We start from the raw sequence: 21,143 nt of genomic DNA, 5'->3' as shown, positions 1-21,143 counted from the left end.
ATTAAGAATGGTGATTGAAATGATAGTCTCCCTATTATTAATTTTATTAATAATTGGAGGCTATTTTTTTATAAAGGCAGGAAAGCCTGACAAGATTAAAAATGAACGCCAAGTAAAACAGCAAGTGCCCACGTTATTTATTCCAGGATATATGGGAAACCGATTTTCATTTGGAAGATTGATGCGCCGCTTTCATAAATATTACGGTGCCAACAAATCAATTGTAGCGATTGTTAATAAGGATAACTCCGTAGATATGCGTGGAGAAATTGATGCTTATCGTCCGATGGTACAAATATTATTTAGAAATAAAAATAGTCGGGCTGATTTACAAGCAGCTGGTCTTAGAAATGTTTGCCAGCAATTATACGCTAGTTATCAGGTTGAAGAAGTTAACTTGGTGGCTCACTCGATGGGATGTATTACGGAATTTTGGTTTTTAACTCATTTTTTAAATGAAACTAGTCTTAAGGTTAAAAACGTAGTGGCGATGGGAGGACCCTTTAATGATTCAGAAGTAGCTAGAACTACTAGAAAAATTGAATCACATTATCTAACTAAAAAAGGTCCTATCTATCGTAATAAGATATATATAGAATTAGAAAAAAAGATCGATAATATTCCTGAAAATATTCGAATTTTAAATATTGCCGGAAACATCGGGGATGATGTGAAAAGCGACGGTGCGGTTTCGTTAAGTAGTGCATTATCTTTAAAGTATCTACTAATTAATTCTTCGAAGCGTTATTCGGAATTAGTAATTACCGGTAGGGAAGGCAAACATTCTTTATTACATGAAAATAGTCGAGTAGATCATAAAATTGCTAGATTTATTTGGTAATTAAAAAATTACATTGTTAATGGCGAAATACTATGTTATATTAATACGGTATGTTTTATACATACTAAACGTGGGAGGAAAAATTTTTATTTCCAGTTACCACACACGGACTTAAGGAGGTATGTCTCGTGGCTAAAAAAGTAGCTAACATTGTTAAATTGCAAATTCCTGCGGGTAAAGCAACACCTGCCCCTCCAGTTGGACCTGCATTGGGTCAAGCAGGAATTAATATTATGGGATTCACTAAGGAATTTAATGCACGTACTGCTGATCAAGCAGGCATGATTATTCCGGTTGTTATTAGTGTTTATGAAGATCGTTCATTTGATTTCATCACTAAAACCCCACCTGCTGCTATCTTGCTCAAAAAAGCTGCTGGTGTTGAACATGGTTCCGGCGAACCAAATACTAACAAAGTTGCAACTGTTACAAGTGCACAAGTTAGAGAAATCGCTGAAACTAAAATGCAAGACCTTAACGCAGCTGACGTTGAAGCAGCAATGCGCATGATCGAAGGAACTGCACGTAGTATGGGCTTCGTTGTTGAAGGCTAATTTTCTACGGTAGTATTTGATCAAGCATTGAACTTTGATGTTGCGTGGGAGGTTTAACCGTTATAACCACAAAGCAAGGAGGAAACATTCATGGCTCGTAAAAGAGGTAAAAATTATAAAGCAGCTGTTGAACAAGTTGACGCAAACAAAGCTTATTCAATCAATGATGCTGTTGATTTAGTAAAGAAAATTGATTATGCAAAATTTGATGCAACTATCGAAATTGCATTTAATTTAAATGTTGATACAAAACAAGCAGATCAACAACTTAGAGGGGCTGTTGTCCTTCCTAACGGTACTGGTAAAGACCAAACTGTTGTTGTATTCGCTAAAGGTGATAAAGCTAAAGAAGCCGAAGCAGCTGGTGCTGACTTCGTTGGTGAAGCTGACTTAGTTCAAAAAATCCAAGATGGCTGGCTAGATTTCGATGTTGCTATTGCAACTCCTGATATGATGGCTCAAGTAGGTCGTTTAGGACGTATTCTTGGACCTAAGAACTTAATGCCAAACCCTAAAACTGGTACTGTAACTATGGATGTTACAAAAGCAGTTTCAGATTCTAAAGCTGGTAAAGTTACTTACCGTACAGACCGTGATGGTAACGTTGCTGTTCCTGTTGGTAAAGTATCTTTTGATACTGATAAGTTAGTTGGTAACTTAAAAGCTATCGAAGAAATTATTGTTCGTTCACGTCCAGCTGCTGTACGTGGTACTTACATTAAAAACATTTCAATCTCATCAACTTTCGGCCCTGGTGTTGAAGTTGACGTTGAATCATTCTAACTTAGTTTTAGGTTAGTTGGAATTTGATTATTAAAAAATCCTTATTGACTGGTTTTTACCAACTATGGTAAACTTGTCTATGCTGAATAACGCCTAAGACTCAGGTGGCTTTGCCTTAATATCCTGCCGAGGAAATTTCTTTCCTATGTCTATGGTTGGCATAGGGATTTTTTATTAAATCCCAACGAAAATTTTGGGAGGTGAAATTCGTGAGTGAAAAAAGTATTGCTCTAAAATCACAATTAGTTGATGAAATTGTTGAAAAATTTCAAAATGCTTCATCAGTTGTTATTGTTGATTACCGTGGTTTAACTGTTGAACAAGTTACTAATTTACGTAAACAATTACGTGAATCTGGTGTTCAAATGCAAGTTATTAAGAATAAAATCTTAGAACGTGTAGTTGAAAAAACTGGTTTTGACGATTTGAAAGAAGTTCTTTCAGGTCCAACTGCCGTTGCATTCTCATCTGATGATGCAATTGCTGGTGCAAAAATTTTGCATAACTTCTCAAAAGAAGCTCCTGCTCTTGAACTTAAGGGTGGAGTTATCGAAGGTAAAGTTGCTTCAGTTGAAGAAATCTCAACTTACGCTACATTACCAAGTAGAGAAGAATTATTGGCTACTCTTGCTAGTATGCTTCAAGCTCCTGTTCGTAACGTTGCTTATGCCGTTAAAGCAGTTGCTGAAAAGAAAGAATCAGACGATGGCGACGCTGCCTAGTTTTGATTTAAATTAATTAAAATTAATTCCCTAAAATGGAGGAAAATAAAATGGCTTTCGATAAAGACAATATTATTGCTCAATTAAAAGATGCTTCAATTACTGACTTAAACGACTTAGTTTCATCAATTGAAGAAGAATTTGGTGTTTCAGCTGCTGCTCCAGTTGCAGTTGCTGGTGGTGCAGGTGCCGATGCTGGTGCTAAAGACTCATTTGACGTAGAATTAACTGCTGCAGGTGACCAAAAAGTTAAAGCTATTAAAGTTGTTCGTGAAATCACTGGTCTTGGCTTAAAAGATGCTAAAGGTCTTGTTGACGATGCACCTTCAATGGTTAAAGAAGGCGTTACTGAAGACGAAGCAAACGATATCAAGGCAAAACTTGAAGAAGTTGGCGCTTCAGTTACTGTTAAATAATAAATTTAATATTTATTATAAAAAGTCATTCCGTATGGAATGGCTTTTTTTGTTGTATTAAAATAGGCATATTACTTGTCGATTGATTATTTCCTTGGCATAATTAATATAAATAAATTGTTAGACATGGAAGGGGTAACTTTGAAAAAAATTAAAGATTTTATCAATAGACGAGGGACCTTATTGAGACTTGTATTTGTATTAGCAGTTTTAATATTTGTTATTGGTGAAGCTGGCAAGATTTTAAAACAAGTTAATGGTGATAAATTACAAGCTAGCTTATCAAGTCAATCACAATTATCGTTAATAATCATGGCAGTATGCGGATTTGCTGCTGTTTTACCTATGCTTACATATGATTTTACAATTGTAAAATTTCTGCCAGGAAAATTTAAGATCGGATATATTGTTAGAAGTGGCTGGATCGTTAATAGCTTTACTAATCTATTTGGTTTTGGTGGTTTATTGGGAGCTAGTTTACGCGCCCATTTCTATAGTAAAAATGCGACCAAAAAACAAATTTTATATGCAATTTCTAAAGTGGCACTTTTCTTATTGGCAGGTTTGTCTGCCTTATGCTTAATTTCATTAATAATGATATTTGGTTTTCGAATTGGGAGTATGTATGCCAAATATTGGATTTGGTTGTTGGGCGGTGCCTTATATTTCCCTGCGGTCTTGTTAGTTACACATTTAAATAATTCTGAATTTTTTAGCGATTTATCCTTAAAAAAGGAACTTGCCATGGGAACTGGTTCATTTTTTGAGTGGCTTTGTGCTTTAGTATTTTTCATAATAATTGGTATGCTAATGAAAATTAATACTAATTTTGCGAGCGTGATACCAATTTTTGTAATTGCTAATGTAGCCGGAGTAGTTTCACTTATACCTGGAGGCTTAGGTTCATTTGATGTATTTATGATACTAGGATTGAGCTATATCGGGGTAAGTGAAAGTACAGCCATTGTATGGATTTTGTTCTATCGAGTTTTTTATTACATTCTTCCATTTTTATTAGGAGTAATTTTATTTATTCAAGATACTGGTAGTAAGTTAAATCAACGGCTTGATGGGCTACCAAGAATGTTAATTGAACGAATATCCCAAATTATTTTAACCGTATTTATGTATTTTTCTGGAATTATTATGTTATTGTTAGCCACTTTGCCTAATGTGGTAATTTTTAATAAGTTCTATCCAATTATTGCTCCATATACCTTCTTTTATATTGGTCAAATTACTAATATTGTAGTAGCTTTTTTACTTATTGGATTTGCAAGTGGTATTTGGGCCAAAACCAAACGAGCTTTTTGGCCTACCGTAATTGTTCTAATCATTTCGATTATTAATACCTTAATAAATGAATCCTTTACCTGGAATATGATTATTTTCTTACTAATTATTTTAGTAATTTTAGGATTCTCCAAAAAAGTATTATATCGTGATAAGATGTCTAATTCTTGGGGATCATTGATTTTTAATGGTTCAATTTTTGTTGTTACCTTAATTGCTTATGTAATTGTCGGAATTGTGAATAGCAATAATACTGGTTTTAAACTAAATAATGCCTATGTCTTTCCATCACAACAAATTTGGATTTCTGGATTGACTGGCTTGGCAATTGCTTTAATTGTCCTTATATTAATCAATCGTTATTTAACTCATGGTAAACCAAGTTGGATGAAAGAAAAATTAAACACCGGCCGAGTTAGAAATATTATAGAAAATTATGGTGGTAACGAAATAAGTCACTTAGTATTTTTACGTGATAAAAATGTTTATTATTACACGGTTGATGGTGAAGATCAGGTATTTTTTATGTATCGAATTAATGCCGATAAATTAATTATTATGGGTGAACCAGTTGGTAATAAAGCTTATTTTAATCAAGCTATCGATCAGTTTATGGAAGATGCTGATAAGCAAAATATGAAACTAGTATTTTATGAAGTTAATGAAAATCTAACCATGTTATTGCATGAAAAGGGATTTGACTTTATTAAAGCTGGAGAAACTGGTTTAGTAGATGTGGATGAATTTACTTTAGCTGGTAAACGCCATCGTGGTGAACGAGCTTTAATGAATAAATTTGATCGTGATGGGTATCAATTTGAAATTATAAATCCACCATTTAATAGTGACTTTTTATTGGCACTTAAAGAAATTTCAGATGAATGGCTTAATGGGAAGACTGAAAAGGGCTTTTCATTAGGATATTTTGATAATAATTATTTAAATGAAGCGCCTATTGCGATTATGAAAGATAAAGATGGTGCAATTGTAGCCTTTGCTAATTTAATGCCTAGCGGAGGAACTGATACTACCTCTATTGATTTGATGCGTTCAAGTGACAATGCTCCTTCAGGAATTATGGATGGTATTTTTGTTAACTTGTATCAAGCTTCTAAGGATAAAGGCTATAAGTATTTTGATCTTGGAATGTCACCTTTATCGAACGTTGGAATATCTAAATTTAGTTTTCCTGATGAAAAGATGGCCCATTTAATTTATCAATATGGATATAAATTTTATAGTTTTGAAGGTTTAAGATCCTATAAAGATAAGTATGTTGATAAATGGACCGCTAAATATATTGCTTATCAACGCTCAAGTTCACTAGTCTTTACAATGATGCAAATCCTAACGGTAGTTAATAAACGAGTTGGTAAAAATAGTAAGAGTATTTTAGTACCTAAAATATTTGAACAATATTTTGATAGTAATAAATAAGGAGCGATTGATTGAAATGAAATTTATGGTCTATAACGTTATTGAAAGTGAAATACCTTTTGTAAAAAAATGGAGTGAGGATAATGCCATTGAAGTTGATTTTACAGATAAACTTTTGGATATAAATAGTGTGGAATTAGCCAAAAATTATGATGGAATATCTACACTACAATTACAACCTATGGAAAATGAATTGTTTGAAAAAATGCACAAACTAAATATTCCGGTTCTAACGATTCGAAATGTCGGAACTGATAACATTGATTTAGTTGCTGCTAAACAAAATGATATTTTGGTGACAAACGTACCAACCTATAGTCCCGAAAGTATTGCAGAATTTTCAGTTATGATGAGTTTATATCTAACTCGAAAAGCCGGATATATGCAAGATTTACTCCATCAAAAACATCAATTTCATAATGAAGATCACTTTATTGGTAAATTAATTAGTGATATGACGGTTGGAATTATCGGGACTGGCCATATTGGAAGAGCCGCAATTAAGTTATTCAAAGGCTTAGGCGCAAAAATAATTGCCTATGATAAATTTGCAGTTGATACCGACGATGGTGATATTGAATATGATAATGATATAGATGAGTTATTAAGACAGGCGGATATTGTTGATTTGCATGTTCCTGGTAGCCCTGATAATTACCATTTAATTAATCGTGAACGTTTAGATATTATGAAAAATAGTGCTATTTTAATTAATACAGCTAGAGGGTCATTGGTTGATACACAAGCGCTAATCTATGCGCTTGAAAATAGTATTATTGCTGGTGCGGGACTTGATACTTTTGAAGATGAACCAGGAGATATTTTAGACACTAAGTCTAACCAAACCTTAAATGATCCTAATATTATAGCGTTAGCCAAAATGCCGAATACTATCGTAACTCCTCACGTAGCCTTCAACACCCAAGAGTCAATTGAAAATATGGTAAATACTTCTTTAGACAATTTAAAGACAGTAATGTTAACCGGAACTTCTGAAAATTCAGTAAATTAAAAGCCAGTTGTTAACTGGCTTTTTTTATTGATTATGAATGTGTTAAAATTGTAGCTATACTATTAACAGTTAAGAGGAAAATGATGACAGAACAACAACACTATTATACGGAAAATCCCGATGTGGCTCATAATCCTATTAAATGGAATTTTGACTTAGTAGGTCGAAAATTTATTTTTACATCGGATAATGGAGTATTTTCAAAACATACTGTAGATTATGGTAGTCGGGTATTAATAAATAATGTTAACTTAGATAATTTACCAGAAGGCCCAATCTTAGATCTAGGAACTGGCTATGGACCAATTGGCTTATCAATTGCAACTTTGGTTCCTGATCGAAATGTAGAAATGGTAGATGTTAATCTTCGCGCTTTAGAATTGGCTCAGCAAAATGCTCAGGCTAATCAAATTAGTAACGTAAAGATTCATCAAAGTGATATTTATGATCAGGTTGATGGTAAATTTGCAGCAATTGTGACTAATCCACCAGTTAGAGCAGGAAAAAAGGTGGTTGATGAAATGATTGCTAAAGCTGATGAACATTTACTAACGAATGGCACTTTAACAGTTGTTTTACAAAAAAAACAAGGGGCACCATCAGCTAAACGATTAATGGAAAAAACTTTTGGAAATTGCCAAATTATTAAGCGTGATAAAGGATATTATATTTTACAAAGTACTAAGGAGTAATCTTTAATATATGGATGCAAAATATTATATGAATGAGGCTTTAAAGGAAGCCAAAAAGGCTCAGTTAATTGATGAAGTTCCAATCGGAGCAGTCATTGTAAAAGATGATCAAATAATTGGTAGGGGTCATAACTTAAGAGAACATTTAAAGGATGCAACTAGTCATGCTGAAATTATGGCCATTCAAGAAGCTTGTCAGACATTGAATAGTTGGCATTTGGTTGATTGTACTATGTATGTAACCATTGAGCCTTGCTTAATGTGTGCTGGTGCAATTGTAAATTCGCGGATAAAAACTGTATACTTTGGCGCTAAAGATCCTAAGGCAGGAGCGGTTCGAAGTCTCTATACTGTGTTAGAAGATGAACGTTTAAACCATCGTCCTAAGGTAAAAGCTGGATTATTGCAGGATGAAGCTAGCCAAATTATGAAGAATTTTTTTAAAGCCGCTAGAAAAAAACATAAAAATAAGGCTAGTAATTAATCAATTTTGATGATATTATATAGTATGCCGAAAGGCTAAGAGGCAAGGACGAATTACGAATCGTGTCAGATCCGGAAGGAAGCAGCACTAAGTAATCTCAGTCCTGTGCCTCTTATTTTATATAAAATTAAACTCCCGGTTATTATTCAACTGGGAGCTTTTATTTTATTGAGAAAAAATTTGGAAAATTACTTAATTCATACTATAATTATAAAGATGTTTTTATCTTAATTTGGCATTAAAAATGGAGGGGCAAAATGGGTTATCAAGCATTATATCGTGTATGGCGTCCACAACGATTTGATGAAATTGTGGGTCAAAAAATCATTACCCAGACTTTAAAAAATGCCTTGATCACTCAGCGCATTAGCCACGCTTATTTATTTACCGGACCTAGAGGAACGGGAAAAACTTCTGCTGCAAAGATTTTTTCAAAAGCAGTCAATTGTCGTAATTTAAAGGACGGAGAGCCATGTAATAATTGTGCTACCTGTTTGGCAATTAATGAAGGAAGTTTAAACGATGTTATTGAAATTGATGCGGCTTCAAATAATGGAGTGGAAGAAATTCGTGATATTCGTGATAAAGCAAAATATGCGCCGACTCAGGCTGATTACAAAGTTTATATAATTGATGAAGTTCATATGTTATCTACGGGAGCTTTTAATGCACTATTGAAAACACTTGAAGAACCGCCTACCAATGTTATATTTATTTTAGCAACTACTGAACCTCATAAAATTCCGGCTACAATCATTTCTCGAACTCAACGATTTGATTTTAAACGAATTAAATTTAGTGAAATTTTGCAACGAATGGAATTTATATTAAAAGAAAAACAGGTTCAGTATGATGAATTGGCTTTAAAAGTGATTGCTAAGGCCGCTGAAGGTGGTATGCGAGATGCTTTAAGTATTTTGGATCAAGCCACTTCTTATGGTGACGGTAAGGTTACTTACGACAATGCCTTAATGGTAACAGGTAGTGTTACGAAAAAGTTTTTAGTAGATTACTTTAAACAAATTCAATTAAAAGATACTAAAGAAGCTTTATTAACGGTTAAGAAATTATTAAATGATGGTAAAGATCCTCAACGATTTATTGAAGATTTAACTAGCTATTGTCAAGATATTTTACTTTATAACCAGGCACCTGAAATGATTGAAGAAGAAGATTTGGGGATGTTTGATGATGACTTTAAAGACCTTGCCCAATCTATCTCAGAAGATTTTATTTATCAAGCAATTGATATTATTAACGAAACTTCGCAATCAATGCGTTTTACGGATCATCCAGATGTATATCTCGAAGTCCTAACTGTCAAATTAACCCATTTAAACAAAGTAGAAGCTACTAATTTATCTTCAGCTAGCGTTGATAACTCAGTGATAGAGCAATTAGAGAACCAAGTTAATGAGCTCAAACAAGCTTTAGAGACACTGCAAAAGAAGTCTAACACTATATCAGAAACACCTAAACCTAAGCCCCAAAAAACGACTTCTAAGCAGCATGTTAAAATTAATTTATCAGGAATCTATGGGGTATTAGATCAGGCCACTCGTAAAGATTTGAACTACTTTATTAATTTATGGCCAGAATTAATGAATTCTTTATCAGTTACTCAGCGAGCCTTGATGCATGTATCTAAGCCAGTAGCAGCCAGTGATGATGGAATTATCGTAGCTTTTGATTATTCATTCTTATATCAAAAGGTAAATGATGATATTGAGTTAATGGATGCGTTACAAAATGGCTTGGATCGTTTGACTAACCGAGTACCAAAAATTATTTTTGTCCCTGAAGATCAATGGCCAGCAATTAGAAAACAATATCTAAGTAACAAGCAACCAAATAAAGAAGCTTCCGGTGTAGAATCAGCCCCAAAATCTGATATTGTCGCCGAAGCTGAAAATTTATTTGGTAGTGAAATTTTAGAAATAAAAAATGATTAAAATGAGGTAATTAACTATGATGAACGGCATGAACATGAATAAAATGATGAAACAAGTTAAAAAGATGCAAAAACAAATTGAAGAAGAACAAAATCAACTAAATAAAGAAAGCTTTACTGGTAAAGCTCCAAACGATTTAGTAACTGTTACTTTTAATGGTGACCGTACTATGACAGATATTCAAATCAAACCAGAAGCGATTGATCCTGACGATCCTGAAATGTTATCTGATTTAGTATTATCTGCAGTTAACGATGGATTAGCTAATGTTGCAAAAGCCACTGAAGAAACTATGGGTAAATATACTAAAGGCTTAGGAATGTAATTAAATTAAAGAAGGTAAGTTATGCAATATCCCGCACCAATTGCTAAGTTAATTGATAGCTATATGAAACTTCCGGGAGTGGGAGTTAAAACAGCAACCCGCTTAGCGTTTTATACAGTTGATATGCATGAAAATGATGTAAAAGAATTTGCAAGTGCATTAATCGCAACTAAAGATGATTTACATTATTGTAAAATTTGTGGAAACCTAACTCAAAATGAAATTTGCGATATCTGTTCTGACAAATTAAGAGACCAAAGTACTATACTAGTAGTTGAAGAACCTAAAGACGTAATGGTAATGGAAAAAATGCAGGAATATCATGGACTTTACCATGTTTTAAATGGAGTACTTTCACCAATTGAAGGTAAAGGACCGGAAGATATTAATGTAAGTTCTCTAATTAAACGACTTCAAAAAAATGAAGCTGTTAAGGAAGTAATTGTAGCCACTAACGCTACGCCTGAAGGGGAAGCAACCGCAATGTATTTAAGTAGGTTAATTAAACCAGCTGGGATTAGAGTTACAAGATTAGCTCATGGATTGTCAGTGGGTACTGACATTGAATATGCTGATGAGTTAACTTTATTTAAAGCAGTTGAAGGAAGAACTGAAATATAATTTTGAAGGTGAGGTTATAGCAATGGCACTATTTAAACGAAAAAGTATTTCTCAACAGTATGATGAAGAATTATTAGATTTAATTAATGATTTAAAAGAAGATTGGGATTATGCACAAAAGACCCAAGCAGCAATTGCAGATAGTGACATTGAAATTGAAGAAAGTACTCAATTGGCAAAACGGAAGTATTTTTTCATCTATAACGAGGCCAGACGCAGAAATATAAAGAATAATCGAATTCAATCTTCAGTGATTGATTCGGTAACTGAGATTTATTAAGAGTGAAAATGTAAACCTTCTTGGTTTAATTTAGTCACTCTTTTTTTTAGGAAATAGACAGTTAATCCAAGTTCAAGTACAATTAGACATAGATATAAAAGTTAGGAATGATTGGGTGAAGGGACAATTTATAACGTTCGAAGGCTCTGATGGAGCAGGAAAAACATCGGTTATGAATGAAGTTTTACTTTTGTTAAAACAACATGCAGATTTAGATATTGTAGTCACTAGGGAACCAGGTGGCAATCAAATTTCAGAACAAATTCGAGAAGTTATTTTAGATCGTAAAAATACCTTAATGGATGCTAAGACGGAGGCTCTTTTATATGCGGCAGCTAGACGCCAACATCTAATAGAAACTGTAATTCCAGCACTCGAGGCTAATAAAATAGTTTTGTGTGATCGATATATTGATAGTTCAATTGCCTATCAAGGAGCTGGTAGAAAGATTGGTGAGCAAGAAGTAGCTGAGATGAATTTGTTTGCTACCGATGGATTAATGCCCGATAAAACTTTGTATTTTGATATTCCTGTTGAAGTTGGTTTAAAACGTATTAGCAATAATCGTCAAACTGATGATATTGATCGTTTAGATGTTGAAACGATTGAATTTCATAAGCGAGTTAATGCAGCTTACCAACATTTAGTTAAACAAGATCCGGAAAGATTTATTGTAATTGATGCTACTCAACCGCTATCTGATGTGGTTGAAATGACTTATCAAGCAATTCTTAATAATATTTAAGGTTGGGATTAAAAATGAAATTAATTATTGCAATTGTACAAAATAAAGATGCTGGTAAATTACGAACTAAATTTGTGGAAAATAATATTATGGCCACTAAACTAGCTTCGTCAGGTAGTTTTTTAAAAACTGGCAATGTTACTTATTTGTTGGCAGTTCAAGAAACTGAAGTCGAAAAGGTTTTAGAGATCATTAAAGAAAATTGTTCTACTAGGAAACAATATGTATCACCAACATCAGTTTTAGGAATAGATACTAATGATCATTCTGCTCCGTATGAGGTACAAGTTGGTGGGGCAACCGTGATGATTTTACCTATTGAAGCTTTTCATCAATTTTAGAGGAAAATAAATGTCAGAAAAAAATCTTGTCTTAACTGCTAAAATTAAACAGCCTAAAATCACTAATCAATTTATGAAATTAATTGCTTCAGGTCATTTAAGTCACGCGTATTTGCTTATTGGTGGCGTAGGAGTTGGTGAGTTGGATGTTGCTAAAACTTCGGCCATGCGGATTTACTGTCAAAATGTTCAGGATAATTTTCCTTGTGGTGAATGTTTTGAATGCCAACGGATTTTAAATGGAGAGCATCCTGATGTAGTGGAAATAAAGCCAGAAGGTCAGACCATTAAAGTAGAACAAATTCGCTACATTAAGCGTGAATTTTCAAAAAGTGGGTTGGAAGGCTCTAAAAAGATCTTTATTATCCAAGATGCTAATAAAATGACTAACAGTGCTGCGAATAGTTTGTTAAAATTTATTGAAGAGCCAATTGGTAATACTACTATTTTTTTAATTAGCCAAGAAAAAAATCAAATTTTACCAACTATTATTTCTCGAACTCAGGTTATTGATTTTCCAAATTTAGATTTGAATTTATTGAAATCTGAATTAAAAAATGCCAAAATTTTACCAAATCAGGTAAATTTATTACTCTCAATTACTAATGATATGAACCAAATTTTAGTTTGGAATGAAAATAATTGGTTTGAACGGGTGGTAATTCAAATAGGTAATTGGTTTACTTATTTGGAAAAAAATGATGCAATGGCCTTTCCATTAATTCAATCGGACTTAATGCCACTAATTAGTAATCGTAATCAACAAGATATAGTAATTGATGTTATTGTAGAACTATTTAAAGAATTATTAGAAGTTAAGGTATTTAACGTTAACGAAGAGAGTACTAAATTTCTGAGCATACTAAATATTATTAAAGATATGGCTGAAAAGTTGCCATATCAAAAAATTATTAGTATTTTGGAAATAATCTTAGATATAAAAAAACAACAAAAAGTTAATGTAAATTTTCAAAATATTATGGAAGCAACTACATTACAAGTCATTGATATTATTCAATCATAAAAAGGGTGAAGATAATTGGACAAACGTGAAGTATATGATGAATTAAAAGGTATGGATGCGCAGTTAAGTTTAATTAGTGATAGATTTTCACACTTGTATGAATCATTAAACGAATTAGTTGAAGAAAATAGTGAATTAGCTATTGAAAACCAACATTTAAGAGATCGAATTGATCAAATTGAAAACAAAGCAGCTGATGATTCGGAAGAACATTTATCAAATTCACGCAAAAATCTAGAAAAATTATATAATGAGGGATTCCATGTATGTAGTCAATTTTACGGTAAACGTCGCGAAGACGATGAAAGCTGTATCTTTTGTACTGATGTAATTTATGGCCGTCGTTAATAATTAGTGAGGCAAATTTATTTTGAATATTCAACATAGTTTTGACGTACCACACAATGAGGGGACTTTATACTTAGTTCCAACTCCGATTGGTAACTTAGAAGATATGACCTTTAGAGCAATTAATATATTAAAATCAGTTAATTTAATTGCTTCTGAAGATACTCGTAATACCCAAAAATTATTAAATCATTTTGAAATTGAGACTAAGCAAATTAGTTTTCATGAGCATAATTCGCAAGCTAAAATACCTGAACTAATTGAAAAATTATCTACGGGAATTAGTATTGCTCAAGTAAGTGATGCAGGGATGCCTTCTATTAGTGATCCTGGTCATGATTTAGTGAAGGCTTGCATCGATCATGACATTCCAGTCGTTCCATTACCTGGAGCTAATGCTGGTTTAACATCTTTGATTGCCTCGGGAATTGCTCCCCAACCGTTTCAATTTTATGGATTTTTACCTAGAAAACCTAAAGAACAAAAAAATGTCCTTCAAGAATTAATTAATGAGCCCGAAAGCCTTATTTTTTATGAAGCACCTCACCGACTAAAGAAGACTTTGGAAAATATGTTAACAGTTTTAGGTGAACATCGAAAAATTTCGGTTTGTCGAGAGCTGACTAAAAGACACGAAGAATTTATTCGTGGCACTTTAGGAGAAATTAATGATTGGGCCAAAGAAAATGAAATTCGTGGTGAATTTGTGTTAATCGTGGAAGGTAATTCCAATCCTAAAAAAGCAGATAGTACCTTAGAATCTCAATTAAAAGAAATGCCAATCAATGAACAAGTGGATTTCTTTATTAAAAATAATAATTTATCAGTTAATGAAGCAATAAAAAAAGTTGCTAAATTAAATGATACTAAGAAGCAAGTTATTTATAATGAATATCATGATTTAAATTAATATTTATAGTAGGAAGAAGTTTTTAATTTGGCCAAAAAATTTACTAGTGAACATACAGTTTTATATTATGAAGGTGACGTAACCAATCATGTTACGATTGCGATGTTACTAAATATGTTGATTTTAAATTCGGAAGAACAAAATATCAATTTAGGAATTGATCATCATACACTTGCAGAGCAAGGCGTAGGCTGGGTAGTTACTTCCTATGACATACAAATTAATAAGCTCCCTAAAGTTGATCAAACCATAAAGATTACAACTAGTGGAACTTATCGAAATAAAATGTTTGCCTATCGTGAATTCTGGGTTAGAGATTCACAAGATAATTTATTAGTAAAAGTAAATAGTATCTGGGTTTTAATCAATGAAGAAACTCGTAAAGTAACTCGCTTGCCCGAAGAGATTGTTGCTCCCTATGAATCTGAAGTAGTTAAAAAAATGCCCAAGCTACCTAGACCTAATAAAATATTAACTGAACAAGCTAATTCTAAAAAATATCAAGTTAGATACAGTGATATTGATTTTAATGGCCATGTTAATAATTCCAAATATTTGGATTGGATGATCGATGGATTAAGTATGGAATTTTTATTAAAAAACCAACCAAGTAAAATCGCCATTCGATTTGAAAATGAAGTAAAATATGGTCAATTAGTAACTAGTGAGGTTGAAATCAATGATAATGTAACTAATCATGAGATTTTATCTAACGGAAACTTGTCAGCTAGTGCTACAATTGAATGGAAAAATAATTAATAATCAAAGGAATTATAATGAAAACTTTAGCGATCGATACATCTAATCAGCCTCTGTCTATTGCCGTACTAGATGGAAATGAATTATTAACTGAGTTGACGATGACAACCCATAAAAAACATGCTGAATTTATTAACGGAGTGATAGCTGATTTAGTGAAAAAAGCCAATTTACAGCCCAGCGATTTAGATCGAATTGTAGTGGCTGAAGGTCCTGGATCATACACAGGAATTCGAATGGCAGTTACAGTAGCTAAAACCTTATCGATGACTTTAAACATTGAATTGGTAATGGTTTCTAGCCTTTTATCGTTATCATTGAATGTTGATTCCGACAAATATCTTATTAATCCTATTTTTGATGGTAGAAACAACAATATGTTTACTGGATTATATCAGCGCCAGCAAGGAAAGCTTATTAACGTTATAGAAGACCAACATACTAATGTAGATGATTGGTTAAAGAAACTAAAAAACTTTGATCAACCCATTATTATTTTGGGACAAACTGAATCATTTATTGACACTTATAAAAAAACTTTGAATAATCAAGTTGTTGTGGCTAATAGTTTAACAAATATTCCCAGAGCTGCAAAAATGGGTATTTATAGTAATAATTTAGAGCCGGTAAATGATATTAATTCAGTAGTTCCAAAATATTTAAGATTGACTAAAGCCGAAGCTGATTGGCAAAAACTACATCCCAAAGAGGGCGACGAAAACTATGTTGAGAAAATTTAAAAAATGGTATAAGAAAAATTTCTATGATAAGGATGCTAGATTACGTGAACGTTATTTAGATATCAAAAATCACGATGTAGTTATTAATGGAACCACTTATTTTCTAGCAAAAGCGATGATTCCTGATATTCCTGAAATACTAGGAATTGAACGCTCTGTTTATGGTGGTCAGACTCCCTGGGATGAAGTAGCTTTTCAAAATGAATTGAAACGTAAGGAAGATCGACTTTACTTTGTTTTACGTCGAAATGATATTTTGGCAGCTTTTATTGGCTGTTCTTTAAATAATGATGCAAAAGATTGTCATATAACCAATGTCGCGGTAGCTCCTCATTTTCAAAACCATGGATTGGGATATTTTTTGGTTACAACGACTATAAAAAAAGCTCGCCAAATGGAATGTAAGCAAGTTACTTTAGAAGTTAGAATTAGTAACTTAAATGCTCAAAAGCTCTACCATGACTTAGGTTTTAAAGATGCTGGTATTAAAAAGAATTATTATTATGGAGATCATGAAGATGCTTTAAATATGGTTTTAGATTTAACCAAAATTGACAATAGTGATCTACTTTAATTTTTAAAGGAGAATTATGAATAGAAATTTAATTTTATCGTTTGAAACTAGTTGTGATGAAACTTCAATTGCGGTAATTGAAGATGGACATACCATCTTGTCAAATATTGTTGCTACTCAAATTAGAAGTCATCAAAGATTTGGTGGCGTAGTTCCTGAAGTAGCAAGTCGTCATCACATCCAACAAATTACTAGCTGTATTGAAGAAGCTTTAAATGAAGCTAAGGTAGGCTATGATGATTTATCAGCGGTTGCAGTTACTTATGGACCGGGATTAGTTGGGGCTTTATTAATTGGGGTTACAGCTGCAAAAACGGTAGCATGGGCTCATAATTTACCGTTAGTTCCAGTTAACCATATTGCAGGTCACATTTATGCTGCTAATCTTGAAAAAACAATTGAGTTTCCAGCTATGGCACTAGTTGTTTCTGGTGGACATACCGAATTAGTTTATATGCCAGCAGAAAATCAATTTGAAATTATTGGTGAAACTAGGGACGATGCTGCTGGTGAAGCTTATGATAAGATCGGAAGAGTTCTAGGAATAAACTATCCGGCAGGTAAACAAGTTGACGAAATGGCTCACTTAGGTCATGATACTTTTAATTTTCCTCGTGCAATGGATAAAGAAGATAATTTTGACTTTAGTTTTAGTGGTCTAAAAAGTGCTTTTATTAACACCGTTCACCATGCTGATCAAATTGGTGAAAGCCTAGATAAAAATGATTTAGCAACCAGTTTTCAACAAGCGGTTGTAGATGTTTTAGCGGATAAAACCATTCGTGCAATTAATAGTTTCCCTGTTAAACAACTTATTGTGGCTGGCGGAGTAGCTGCCAATCATGGTTTAAGAGAACGATTAACTCAAGAATTAAAAAATATGCCAACTGAGCTACGATTAGCTCCGTTGCCATTATGTGGTGATAATGCTGCAATGATTGGATCAGCTGGTGAAATGTTATTTAGACATCATGTTTTATCAGATGAAGGCTTAAATGCCGAACCAGGATTAGAATTTGATTATATAGAAAAATCGTAGACAAGAGTCTACGATTTTTTTATTCACTAAATTCTTCTAATTCTATGCTGGCATTTTCCCAATCTTGTTCAACAGTTACGATATCAGTTGTAATCTGGTCCAATTGGGTTTGTAATTCTGATAATTTAGAAACATCAGTATAATTTTCTTCAGATGCCATTTCGGCTTCAATTTGATTTTTTTGTTCATCTAATTGAGATAATTGGTTCTCTAAATCTTCAATTTTTCGATTTAGTTTACGAAGTTTTTTCTGGTTTTCTTTATTTAATTGATAGTTAGTTTTATCAGTTGATTGGGTAGATGAAATAGTGACTGCGTCTGAACTATCATTTTTTTGGTTTTCAGCAATGGCAAGTAATTCTTCTTTTTTCTCTAGATAATAATCATAATTTCCCAGATAAGGGGTAGTTTTTTCGAAGCTTAATTCGACTACTGAAGTGGCAACTTGATTGATAAAATATCGATCATGAGAAACAAATAAGATGGTACCTTCAAATTGCTGAAGTGCTTTTTCCAAAACTTCCCGACTGTCGATATCTAAATGGTTAGTGGGTTCATCTAAAATTAAGAAATTATCGTGACGCATTGAAAGTTTCGTTAAAAGTAAACGAGCTTTTTCTCCACCTGATAGATCACTGACAAATTTTTCCACATCATTACCAGAAAATAAGAAGCTTCCTAGAATTCCTCGGATATCTCCTTCGGGAGTGGTAGGATGATCATCCCATAATTCATTTAAAACAGTCTTGTTACTATGTAAATTACGTTGTTCTTGATCATAATAACCGGTTTCAATTCCAGTACCAAATTGAATTTTTCCATCGATAAATGGGATTTTACCTAAAATACTTTTTAGCAGTGTTGATTTTCCCACTCCATTAGGGCCAACAATGGCAACTGCTTGGTGTTTCTTAATTTCTAAATTTACATCCTGGGACAAAAGCTTATTTGGGTATCCAATCTTAGCATCAGTAATTTTCAAAATATTGTTTCCACTTTGCTTAGTGGGGGTAAATGAAAAATGGGCAACTTTATTATCATTAATAGGTTTATCAATCTTATCCATTTTTTGGAGTTGTTTACGACGAGCTTGAGCTTGTTTAGTAGAAGAAGCTCGAACAATATTTTTATCAATAAAGGTTTCCAGTTTATCAATTTTCTTTTGTTGCTTATCGTATTCTTTTAATTGAGTTGAAATTTGCTGATCTTTTTGCTTGATAAAGCTAGAATAATTTCCTTTGTAATGCGTCAGGGTATGATTAGATAAATCATAAATTTCATTAACAATTTTATCTAAAAAGTAACGGTCATGCGAGATCATTAATAGAGCCCCTTGATAATTTTGGATATAGCCTTCTAACCAAGCAATAGTAGTAACATCTAAATGGTTGGTAGGTTCATCTAGAATTAACAATTGGGGCTTTTCTAAGAGCAGTTTAGCTAAAGCTAATTGGGTTTTTTGACCTCCGGAAAGTTCGGAAATGGATCTTTGATAATCCTTTTCTAAAAATCCAAATCCATGCAATACACCACGAATTTCAGCTTTATAACCATATCCGTTGTTTTGTTCAAATTCGTTTCTAATTCGATCGTAAGTATTGGATAATTTTTCAAATTGTTCCGAATTTTGAATCGGATCTAATTTGCTGATTTGAATTTCTAATTCATGAATTTTTGCTTCCTCTTCAATTAATTCTGAAAAGACCGAAAGCATTTCATCATAAATGTTTAAACTCGTATTTAAACCGGTATCTTGTGCTAAGTATCCGATTGTAAGACCTTTTTTACGATTAATGGTTCCGTCATCAATTGATTCATCGCCCATAATCATTTTAATTAGTGTGGATTTACCAGCGCCATTGCGGCCAACTAATGCAATTCGGCTTTTATCTTGGACCGTTAAATTAACATTAGTAAATAAATCTTCGCCACCAAATCGTTTGGTAACATTTTGTGCTTGTAAAATTATCACAATATTTCCACCTTTCAATATAAGAGTTATTTTATCATAATTTATTAGGTAATTAAGAAAATTTTAAATTAAATAATTGAATTCATTTTCACATAATGCCATACTATGGTAGAATAATTAAGAAAGCATATTTCACAAAGTAAACATATTTAATTTTTAGGAGGAACATTTTTATGGCTACCGAAAACATCCCAAGAGCAACGGCAAGACGACTTCCAATTTATTATCGGTATCTAAATATTTTATTAACATCAGGAAAAGATCGTATTTCATCTACCGAGTTGGCAGAGGCCGTTAAAGTTGATTCGGCAACTATTAGACGTGATTTCTCATATTTTGGTGCCTTAGGTAAACGTGGATATGGTTATGATATCCAAAAATTACTTAACTTTTTTAAACAAATTTTAAATCAAGAACATCTTACTAACGTTGCTTTAGTAGGTGTTGGTAACTTGGGACACGCTTTATTAAACTTTAATTTTCATAGAGACAGTAATGTAAGAATTTCAGCGGCTTTTGATATTAACGAGGACATTGTTAATACCATTATGGAAGGCGTGCCAGTCTATCCTATCTCTGAATTATCTGAACAATTAGAGAATCAACAAATTGAAGTGATTATCTTAACAGTTCCGTCAGCAGTGGCTCAAGAAGTTGCAGAGCAAGCTGTTGAAGGTGGGGTAAAAGGAATTCTTAACTTTACTCCATTAAGATTATCAGTTCCAGACAATGTTAGAGTACAAAATGTTGATCTAACTAATGAATTACAAACTTTAATTTATTTCATTGACAATTATACAGAAAAAAAGGATTAACTATAGGTTAATCCTTTTTTTATTTGTATTTTTTTACTAAAATGTATTGCAATTATTCACATTTAATAATATATTATAAACAAGCAGTTAGCACTTTTAACATTAGAGCGCTAACTATGCTAATTCAGTAAAAAAATGGAGGGGTTTAACGTGTTAAAACCATTAGGAGATCGCGTAATCATCGAAACACAAGACGAAGAAGAAAAATCAGTTGGTGGCATTTTATTAGCAAGTAATGCTAAAGAAAAACCACAAACTGGAAAAATCGTTGCGGTTGGAGACGGACGTCTATTAGATAATGGCCAAAAGGTTGCTTTAAATGTAAAAGTTGATGATGTGGTTATGTTTGATAAATTTGCCGGTACAGAAGTAAATTATGATGAAAAAACCTACCTAGTTTTACATGAAAAAGATATCGTTGCAATCGTGGAATAATAAAAAATAAAATATTTGGGGTGAAAAGT

The 21,143-nt window shown here is 32.8% G+C and carries 25 protein-coding genes, 1 other RNA gene and 1 other annotated feature; of the genes, 25 read left to right on the top strand and 1 reads right to left on the bottom strand.

Features of this window, described 5'->3' with window-relative positions; translation table 11 throughout:
• Positions 1 to 7 precede the first annotated feature (7 nt).
• The 23 genes from LHL71_RS04790 to tsaD all read left to right on the top strand — a co-directional run bounded on the left by LHL71_RS04790 (position 8) and on the right by tsaD (position 17,892).
• Complete coding sequence (locus LHL71_RS04790) at positions 8 to 841, top strand: alpha/beta hydrolase (RefSeq protein ID WP_227360684.1); 834 nt, start codon at positions 8 to 10, stop codon at positions 839 to 841.
• Positions 842 to 969: 128 nt separating this feature from the next.
• Positions 970 to 1,395, top strand: a complete 426-nt coding sequence (gene rplK / locus LHL71_RS04785) for a 50S ribosomal protein L11 (protein ID WP_227360683.1) — start codon at positions 970 to 972, stop codon at positions 1,393 to 1,395.
• Positions 1,396 to 1,485: 90 nt separating this feature from the next.
• Positions 1,486 to 2,178: a 50S ribosomal protein L1 gene (rplA, locus tag LHL71_RS04780; protein WP_227360682.1), complete on the top strand. Its 693-nt coding sequence runs from the start codon at positions 1,486 to 1,488 to the stop codon at positions 2,176 to 2,178.
• A 74-nt stretch (positions 2,179 to 2,252) separates the two neighbouring features.
• Positions 2,253 to 2,360, top strand: a sequence feature (ribosomal protein L10 leader region).
• 27 nt (positions 2,361 to 2,387) lie between these two features.
• Positions 2,388 to 2,900, top strand: coding sequence for a 50S ribosomal protein L10 (rplJ, locus tag LHL71_RS04775; protein ID WP_227360681.1), 513 nt, complete (start codon positions 2,388 to 2,390; stop codon positions 2,898 to 2,900).
• A gap of 50 nt (positions 2,901 to 2,950) precedes the next feature.
• Complete coding sequence (gene rplL, locus LHL71_RS04770) at positions 2,951 to 3,316, top strand: 50S ribosomal protein L7/L12 (protein ID WP_227360680.1); 366 nt, start codon at positions 2,951 to 2,953, stop codon at positions 3,314 to 3,316.
• Between the two features lie 126 nt (positions 3,317 to 3,442).
• A complete protein-coding gene (gene mprF, locus LHL71_RS04765; protein WP_227361612.1) occupies positions 3,443 to 6,046 on the top strand; it encodes a bifunctional lysylphosphatidylglycerol flippase/synthetase MprF in 2,604 nt (867 codons plus the stop codon).
• Positions 6,047 to 6,062: 16 nt separating this feature from the next.
• Positions 6,063 to 7,058 (top strand): NAD(P)-dependent oxidoreductase, encoded by a 996-nt coding sequence (locus tag LHL71_RS04760; RefSeq protein ID WP_227360679.1) that lies wholly within the window; start codon positions 6,063 to 6,065, stop codon positions 7,056 to 7,058.
• An 83-nt stretch (positions 7,059 to 7,141) separates the two neighbouring features.
• Positions 7,142 to 7,750: a class I SAM-dependent methyltransferase gene (locus LHL71_RS04755; protein ID WP_227360678.1), complete on the top strand. Its 609-nt coding sequence runs from the start codon at positions 7,142 to 7,144 to the stop codon at positions 7,748 to 7,750.
• Between the two features lie 10 nt (positions 7,751 to 7,760).
• Positions 7,761 to 8,234, top strand: coding sequence for a tRNA adenosine(34) deaminase TadA (gene tadA, locus LHL71_RS04750; protein ID WP_227360677.1), 474 nt, complete (start codon positions 7,761 to 7,763; stop codon positions 8,232 to 8,234).
• Positions 8,235 to 8,263: 29 nt separating this feature from the next.
• Positions 8,264 to 8,359: signal recognition particle sRNA small type (ffs, locus tag LHL71_RS04745), an RNA gene on the top strand.
• Between the two features lie 132 nt (positions 8,360 to 8,491).
• Positions 8,492 to 10,186 (top strand): DNA polymerase III subunit gamma/tau, encoded by a 1,695-nt coding sequence (dnaX, locus tag LHL71_RS04740; protein WP_227360676.1) that lies wholly within the window; start codon positions 8,492 to 8,494, stop codon positions 10,184 to 10,186.
• 16 nt (positions 10,187 to 10,202) lie between these two features.
• A complete protein-coding gene (locus LHL71_RS04735) occupies positions 10,203 to 10,511 on the top strand; it encodes a YbaB/EbfC family nucleoid-associated protein (protein ID WP_227360675.1) in 309 nt (102 codons plus the stop codon).
• Positions 10,512 to 10,532: 21 nt separating this feature from the next.
• Positions 10,533 to 11,132, top strand: coding sequence for a recombination mediator RecR (recR, locus tag LHL71_RS04730; protein ID WP_227360674.1), 600 nt, complete (start codon positions 10,533 to 10,535; stop codon positions 11,130 to 11,132).
• Positions 11,133 to 11,154: 22 nt separating this feature from the next.
• The gene (locus LHL71_RS04725) at positions 11,155 to 11,412 is read left to right on the top strand and encodes a YaaL family protein (RefSeq protein WP_227360673.1); all 258 of its coding nucleotides are present in this window, start codon (positions 11,155 to 11,157) and stop codon (positions 11,410 to 11,412) included.
• A 115-nt stretch (positions 11,413 to 11,527) separates the two neighbouring features.
• Positions 11,528 to 12,157, top strand: coding sequence for a dTMP kinase (gene tmk, locus LHL71_RS04720; protein ID WP_227360672.1), 630 nt, complete (start codon positions 11,528 to 11,530; stop codon positions 12,155 to 12,157).
• Positions 12,158 to 12,171: 14 nt separating this feature from the next.
• Positions 12,172 to 12,498, top strand: coding sequence for a cyclic-di-AMP receptor (locus LHL71_RS04715; RefSeq protein WP_227360671.1), 327 nt, complete (start codon positions 12,172 to 12,174; stop codon positions 12,496 to 12,498).
• A gap of 10 nt (positions 12,499 to 12,508) precedes the next feature.
• On the top strand, positions 12,509 to 13,522 hold the full coding sequence (holB, locus tag LHL71_RS04710; protein WP_227360670.1) for a DNA polymerase III subunit delta': 1,014 nt from the start codon (positions 12,509 to 12,511) through the stop codon (positions 13,520 to 13,522).
• Positions 13,523 to 13,537: 15 nt separating this feature from the next.
• Entirely contained in the window at positions 13,538 to 13,870 is a 333-nt protein-coding gene (locus LHL71_RS04705; RefSeq protein ID WP_227360669.1) for a DNA replication initiation control protein YabA, read from the top strand.
• A gap of 22 nt (positions 13,871 to 13,892) precedes the next feature.
• On the top strand, positions 13,893 to 14,780 hold the full coding sequence (gene rsmI, locus LHL71_RS04700; protein ID WP_227360668.1) for a 16S rRNA (cytidine(1402)-2'-O)-methyltransferase: 888 nt from the start codon (positions 13,893 to 13,895) through the stop codon (positions 14,778 to 14,780).
• A 27-nt stretch (positions 14,781 to 14,807) separates the two neighbouring features.
• Positions 14,808 to 15,539, top strand: coding sequence for an acyl-[acyl-carrier-protein] thioesterase (locus tag LHL71_RS04695; protein ID WP_227360667.1), 732 nt, complete (start codon positions 14,808 to 14,810; stop codon positions 15,537 to 15,539).
• A gap of 17 nt (positions 15,540 to 15,556) precedes the next feature.
• A complete protein-coding gene (tsaB, locus tag LHL71_RS04690) occupies positions 15,557 to 16,279 on the top strand; it encodes a tRNA (adenosine(37)-N6)-threonylcarbamoyltransferase complex dimerization subunit type 1 TsaB (RefSeq protein ID WP_227360666.1) in 723 nt (240 codons plus the stop codon).
• Positions 16,263 to 16,853 (top strand): ribosomal protein S18-alanine N-acetyltransferase, encoded by a 591-nt coding sequence (gene rimI / locus LHL71_RS04685; RefSeq protein WP_227360665.1) that lies wholly within the window; start codon positions 16,263 to 16,265, stop codon positions 16,851 to 16,853. Before tsaB ends, rimI begins: the two co-directional genes overlap by 17 nt.
• A 16-nt stretch (positions 16,854 to 16,869) precedes the next feature.
• Positions 16,870 to 17,892 carry a tRNA (adenosine(37)-N6)-threonylcarbamoyltransferase complex transferase subunit TsaD gene (gene tsaD, locus LHL71_RS04680; protein ID WP_227360664.1) on the top strand — a complete coding sequence of 341 codons (1,023 nt, stop codon included), beginning with the start codon at positions 16,870 to 16,872 and terminating at the stop codon, positions 17,890 to 17,892.
• Between the two features lie 19 nt (positions 17,893 to 17,911).
• On the opposite strand, the gene LHL71_RS04675 is transcribed toward tsaD, so the two are convergent.
• Positions 17,912 to 19,864, bottom strand: a complete 1,953-nt coding sequence (locus tag LHL71_RS04675) for an ABC-F family ATP-binding cassette domain-containing protein (protein ID WP_227360663.1) — start codon at positions 19,862 to 19,864, stop codon at positions 17,912 to 17,914.
• 173 nt (positions 19,865 to 20,037) lie between these two features.
• On the opposite strand from LHL71_RS04675, the gene LHL71_RS04670 reads away from it, so the two are divergent.
• Positions 20,038 to 20,679 (top strand): redox-sensing transcriptional repressor Rex, encoded by a 642-nt coding sequence (locus LHL71_RS04670; RefSeq protein WP_227360662.1) that lies wholly within the window; start codon positions 20,038 to 20,040, stop codon positions 20,677 to 20,679.
• Positions 20,680 to 20,829: 150 nt separating this feature from the next.
• On the top strand, positions 20,830 to 21,114 hold the full coding sequence (gene groES, locus LHL71_RS04665; protein ID WP_227360661.1) for a co-chaperone GroES: 285 nt from the start codon (positions 20,830 to 20,832) through the stop codon (positions 21,112 to 21,114).
• Positions 21,115 to 21,143 lie beyond the last annotated feature (29 nt).

Origin of the sequence: Lentilactobacillus laojiaonis, assembly GCF_020616595.1 — a bacterium.
Classification (GTDB): Bacteria; Bacillota; Bacilli; order Lactobacillales; family Lactobacillaceae; genus Lentilactobacillus; species Lentilactobacillus laojiaonis.
This window is presented reverse-complemented; position numbering and strand designations above follow the sequence as displayed.

What these genes read in the sequence shown, in the direction of transcription:
- LHL71_RS04670 (WP_227360662.1), top strand. Translation starts at nt 20,038, where the DNA reads ATGGCTACCGAAAACATCCCAAGAGCAACGGCAAGACGACTTCCAATT.
- tsaD (WP_227360664.1), top strand. Translation starts at nt 16,870, where the DNA reads ATGAATAGAAATTTAATTTTATCGTTTGAAACTAGTTGTGATGAAACT.
- rimI (WP_227360665.1), top strand. Translation starts at nt 16,263, where the DNA reads ATGTTGAGAAAATTTAAAAAATGGTATAAGAAAAATTTCTATGATAAG.
- LHL71_RS04725 (WP_227360673.1), top strand. Translation starts at nt 11,155, where the DNA reads ATGGCACTATTTAAACGAAAAAGTATTTCTCAACAGTATGATGAAGAA.
- rplA (WP_227360682.1), top strand. Translation starts at nt 1,486, where the DNA reads ATGGCTCGTAAAAGAGGTAAAAATTATAAAGCAGCTGTTGAACAAGTT.
- recR (WP_227360674.1), top strand. Translation starts at nt 10,533, where the DNA reads ATGCAATATCCCGCACCAATTGCTAAGTTAATTGATAGCTATATGAAA.
- LHL71_RS04735 (WP_227360675.1), top strand. Translation starts at nt 10,203, where the DNA reads ATGATGAACGGCATGAACATGAATAAAATGATGAAACAAGTTAAAAAG.
- LHL71_RS04760 (WP_227360679.1), top strand. Translation starts at nt 6,063, where the DNA reads ATGAAATTTATGGTCTATAACGTTATTGAAAGTGAAATACCTTTTGTA.
- LHL71_RS04755 (WP_227360678.1), top strand. Translation starts at nt 7,142, where the DNA reads ATGACAGAACAACAACACTATTATACGGAAAATCCCGATGTGGCTCAT.
- LHL71_RS04715 (WP_227360671.1), top strand. Translation starts at nt 12,172, where the DNA reads ATGAAATTAATTATTGCAATTGTACAAAATAAAGATGCTGGTAAATTA.
- tsaB (WP_227360666.1), top strand. Translation starts at nt 15,557, where the DNA reads ATGAAAACTTTAGCGATCGATACATCTAATCAGCCTCTGTCTATTGCC.
- holB (WP_227360670.1), top strand. Translation starts at nt 12,509, where the DNA reads ATGTCAGAAAAAAATCTTGTCTTAACTGCTAAAATTAAACAGCCTAAA.
- tadA (WP_227360677.1), top strand. Translation starts at nt 7,761, where the DNA reads ATGGATGCAAAATATTATATGAATGAGGCTTTAAAGGAAGCCAAAAAG.
- dnaX (WP_227360676.1), top strand. Translation starts at nt 8,492, where the DNA reads ATGGGTTATCAAGCATTATATCGTGTATGGCGTCCACAACGATTTGAT.
- rplL (WP_227360680.1), top strand. Translation starts at nt 2,951, where the DNA reads ATGGCTTTCGATAAAGACAATATTATTGCTCAATTAAAAGATGCTTCA.
- mprF (WP_227361612.1), top strand. Translation starts at nt 3,443, where the DNA reads ATGGAAGGGGTAACTTTGAAAAAAATTAAAGATTTTATCAATAGACGA.
- LHL71_RS04790 (WP_227360684.1), top strand. Translation starts at nt 8, where the DNA reads ATGGTGATTGAAATGATAGTCTCCCTATTATTAATTTTATTAATAATT.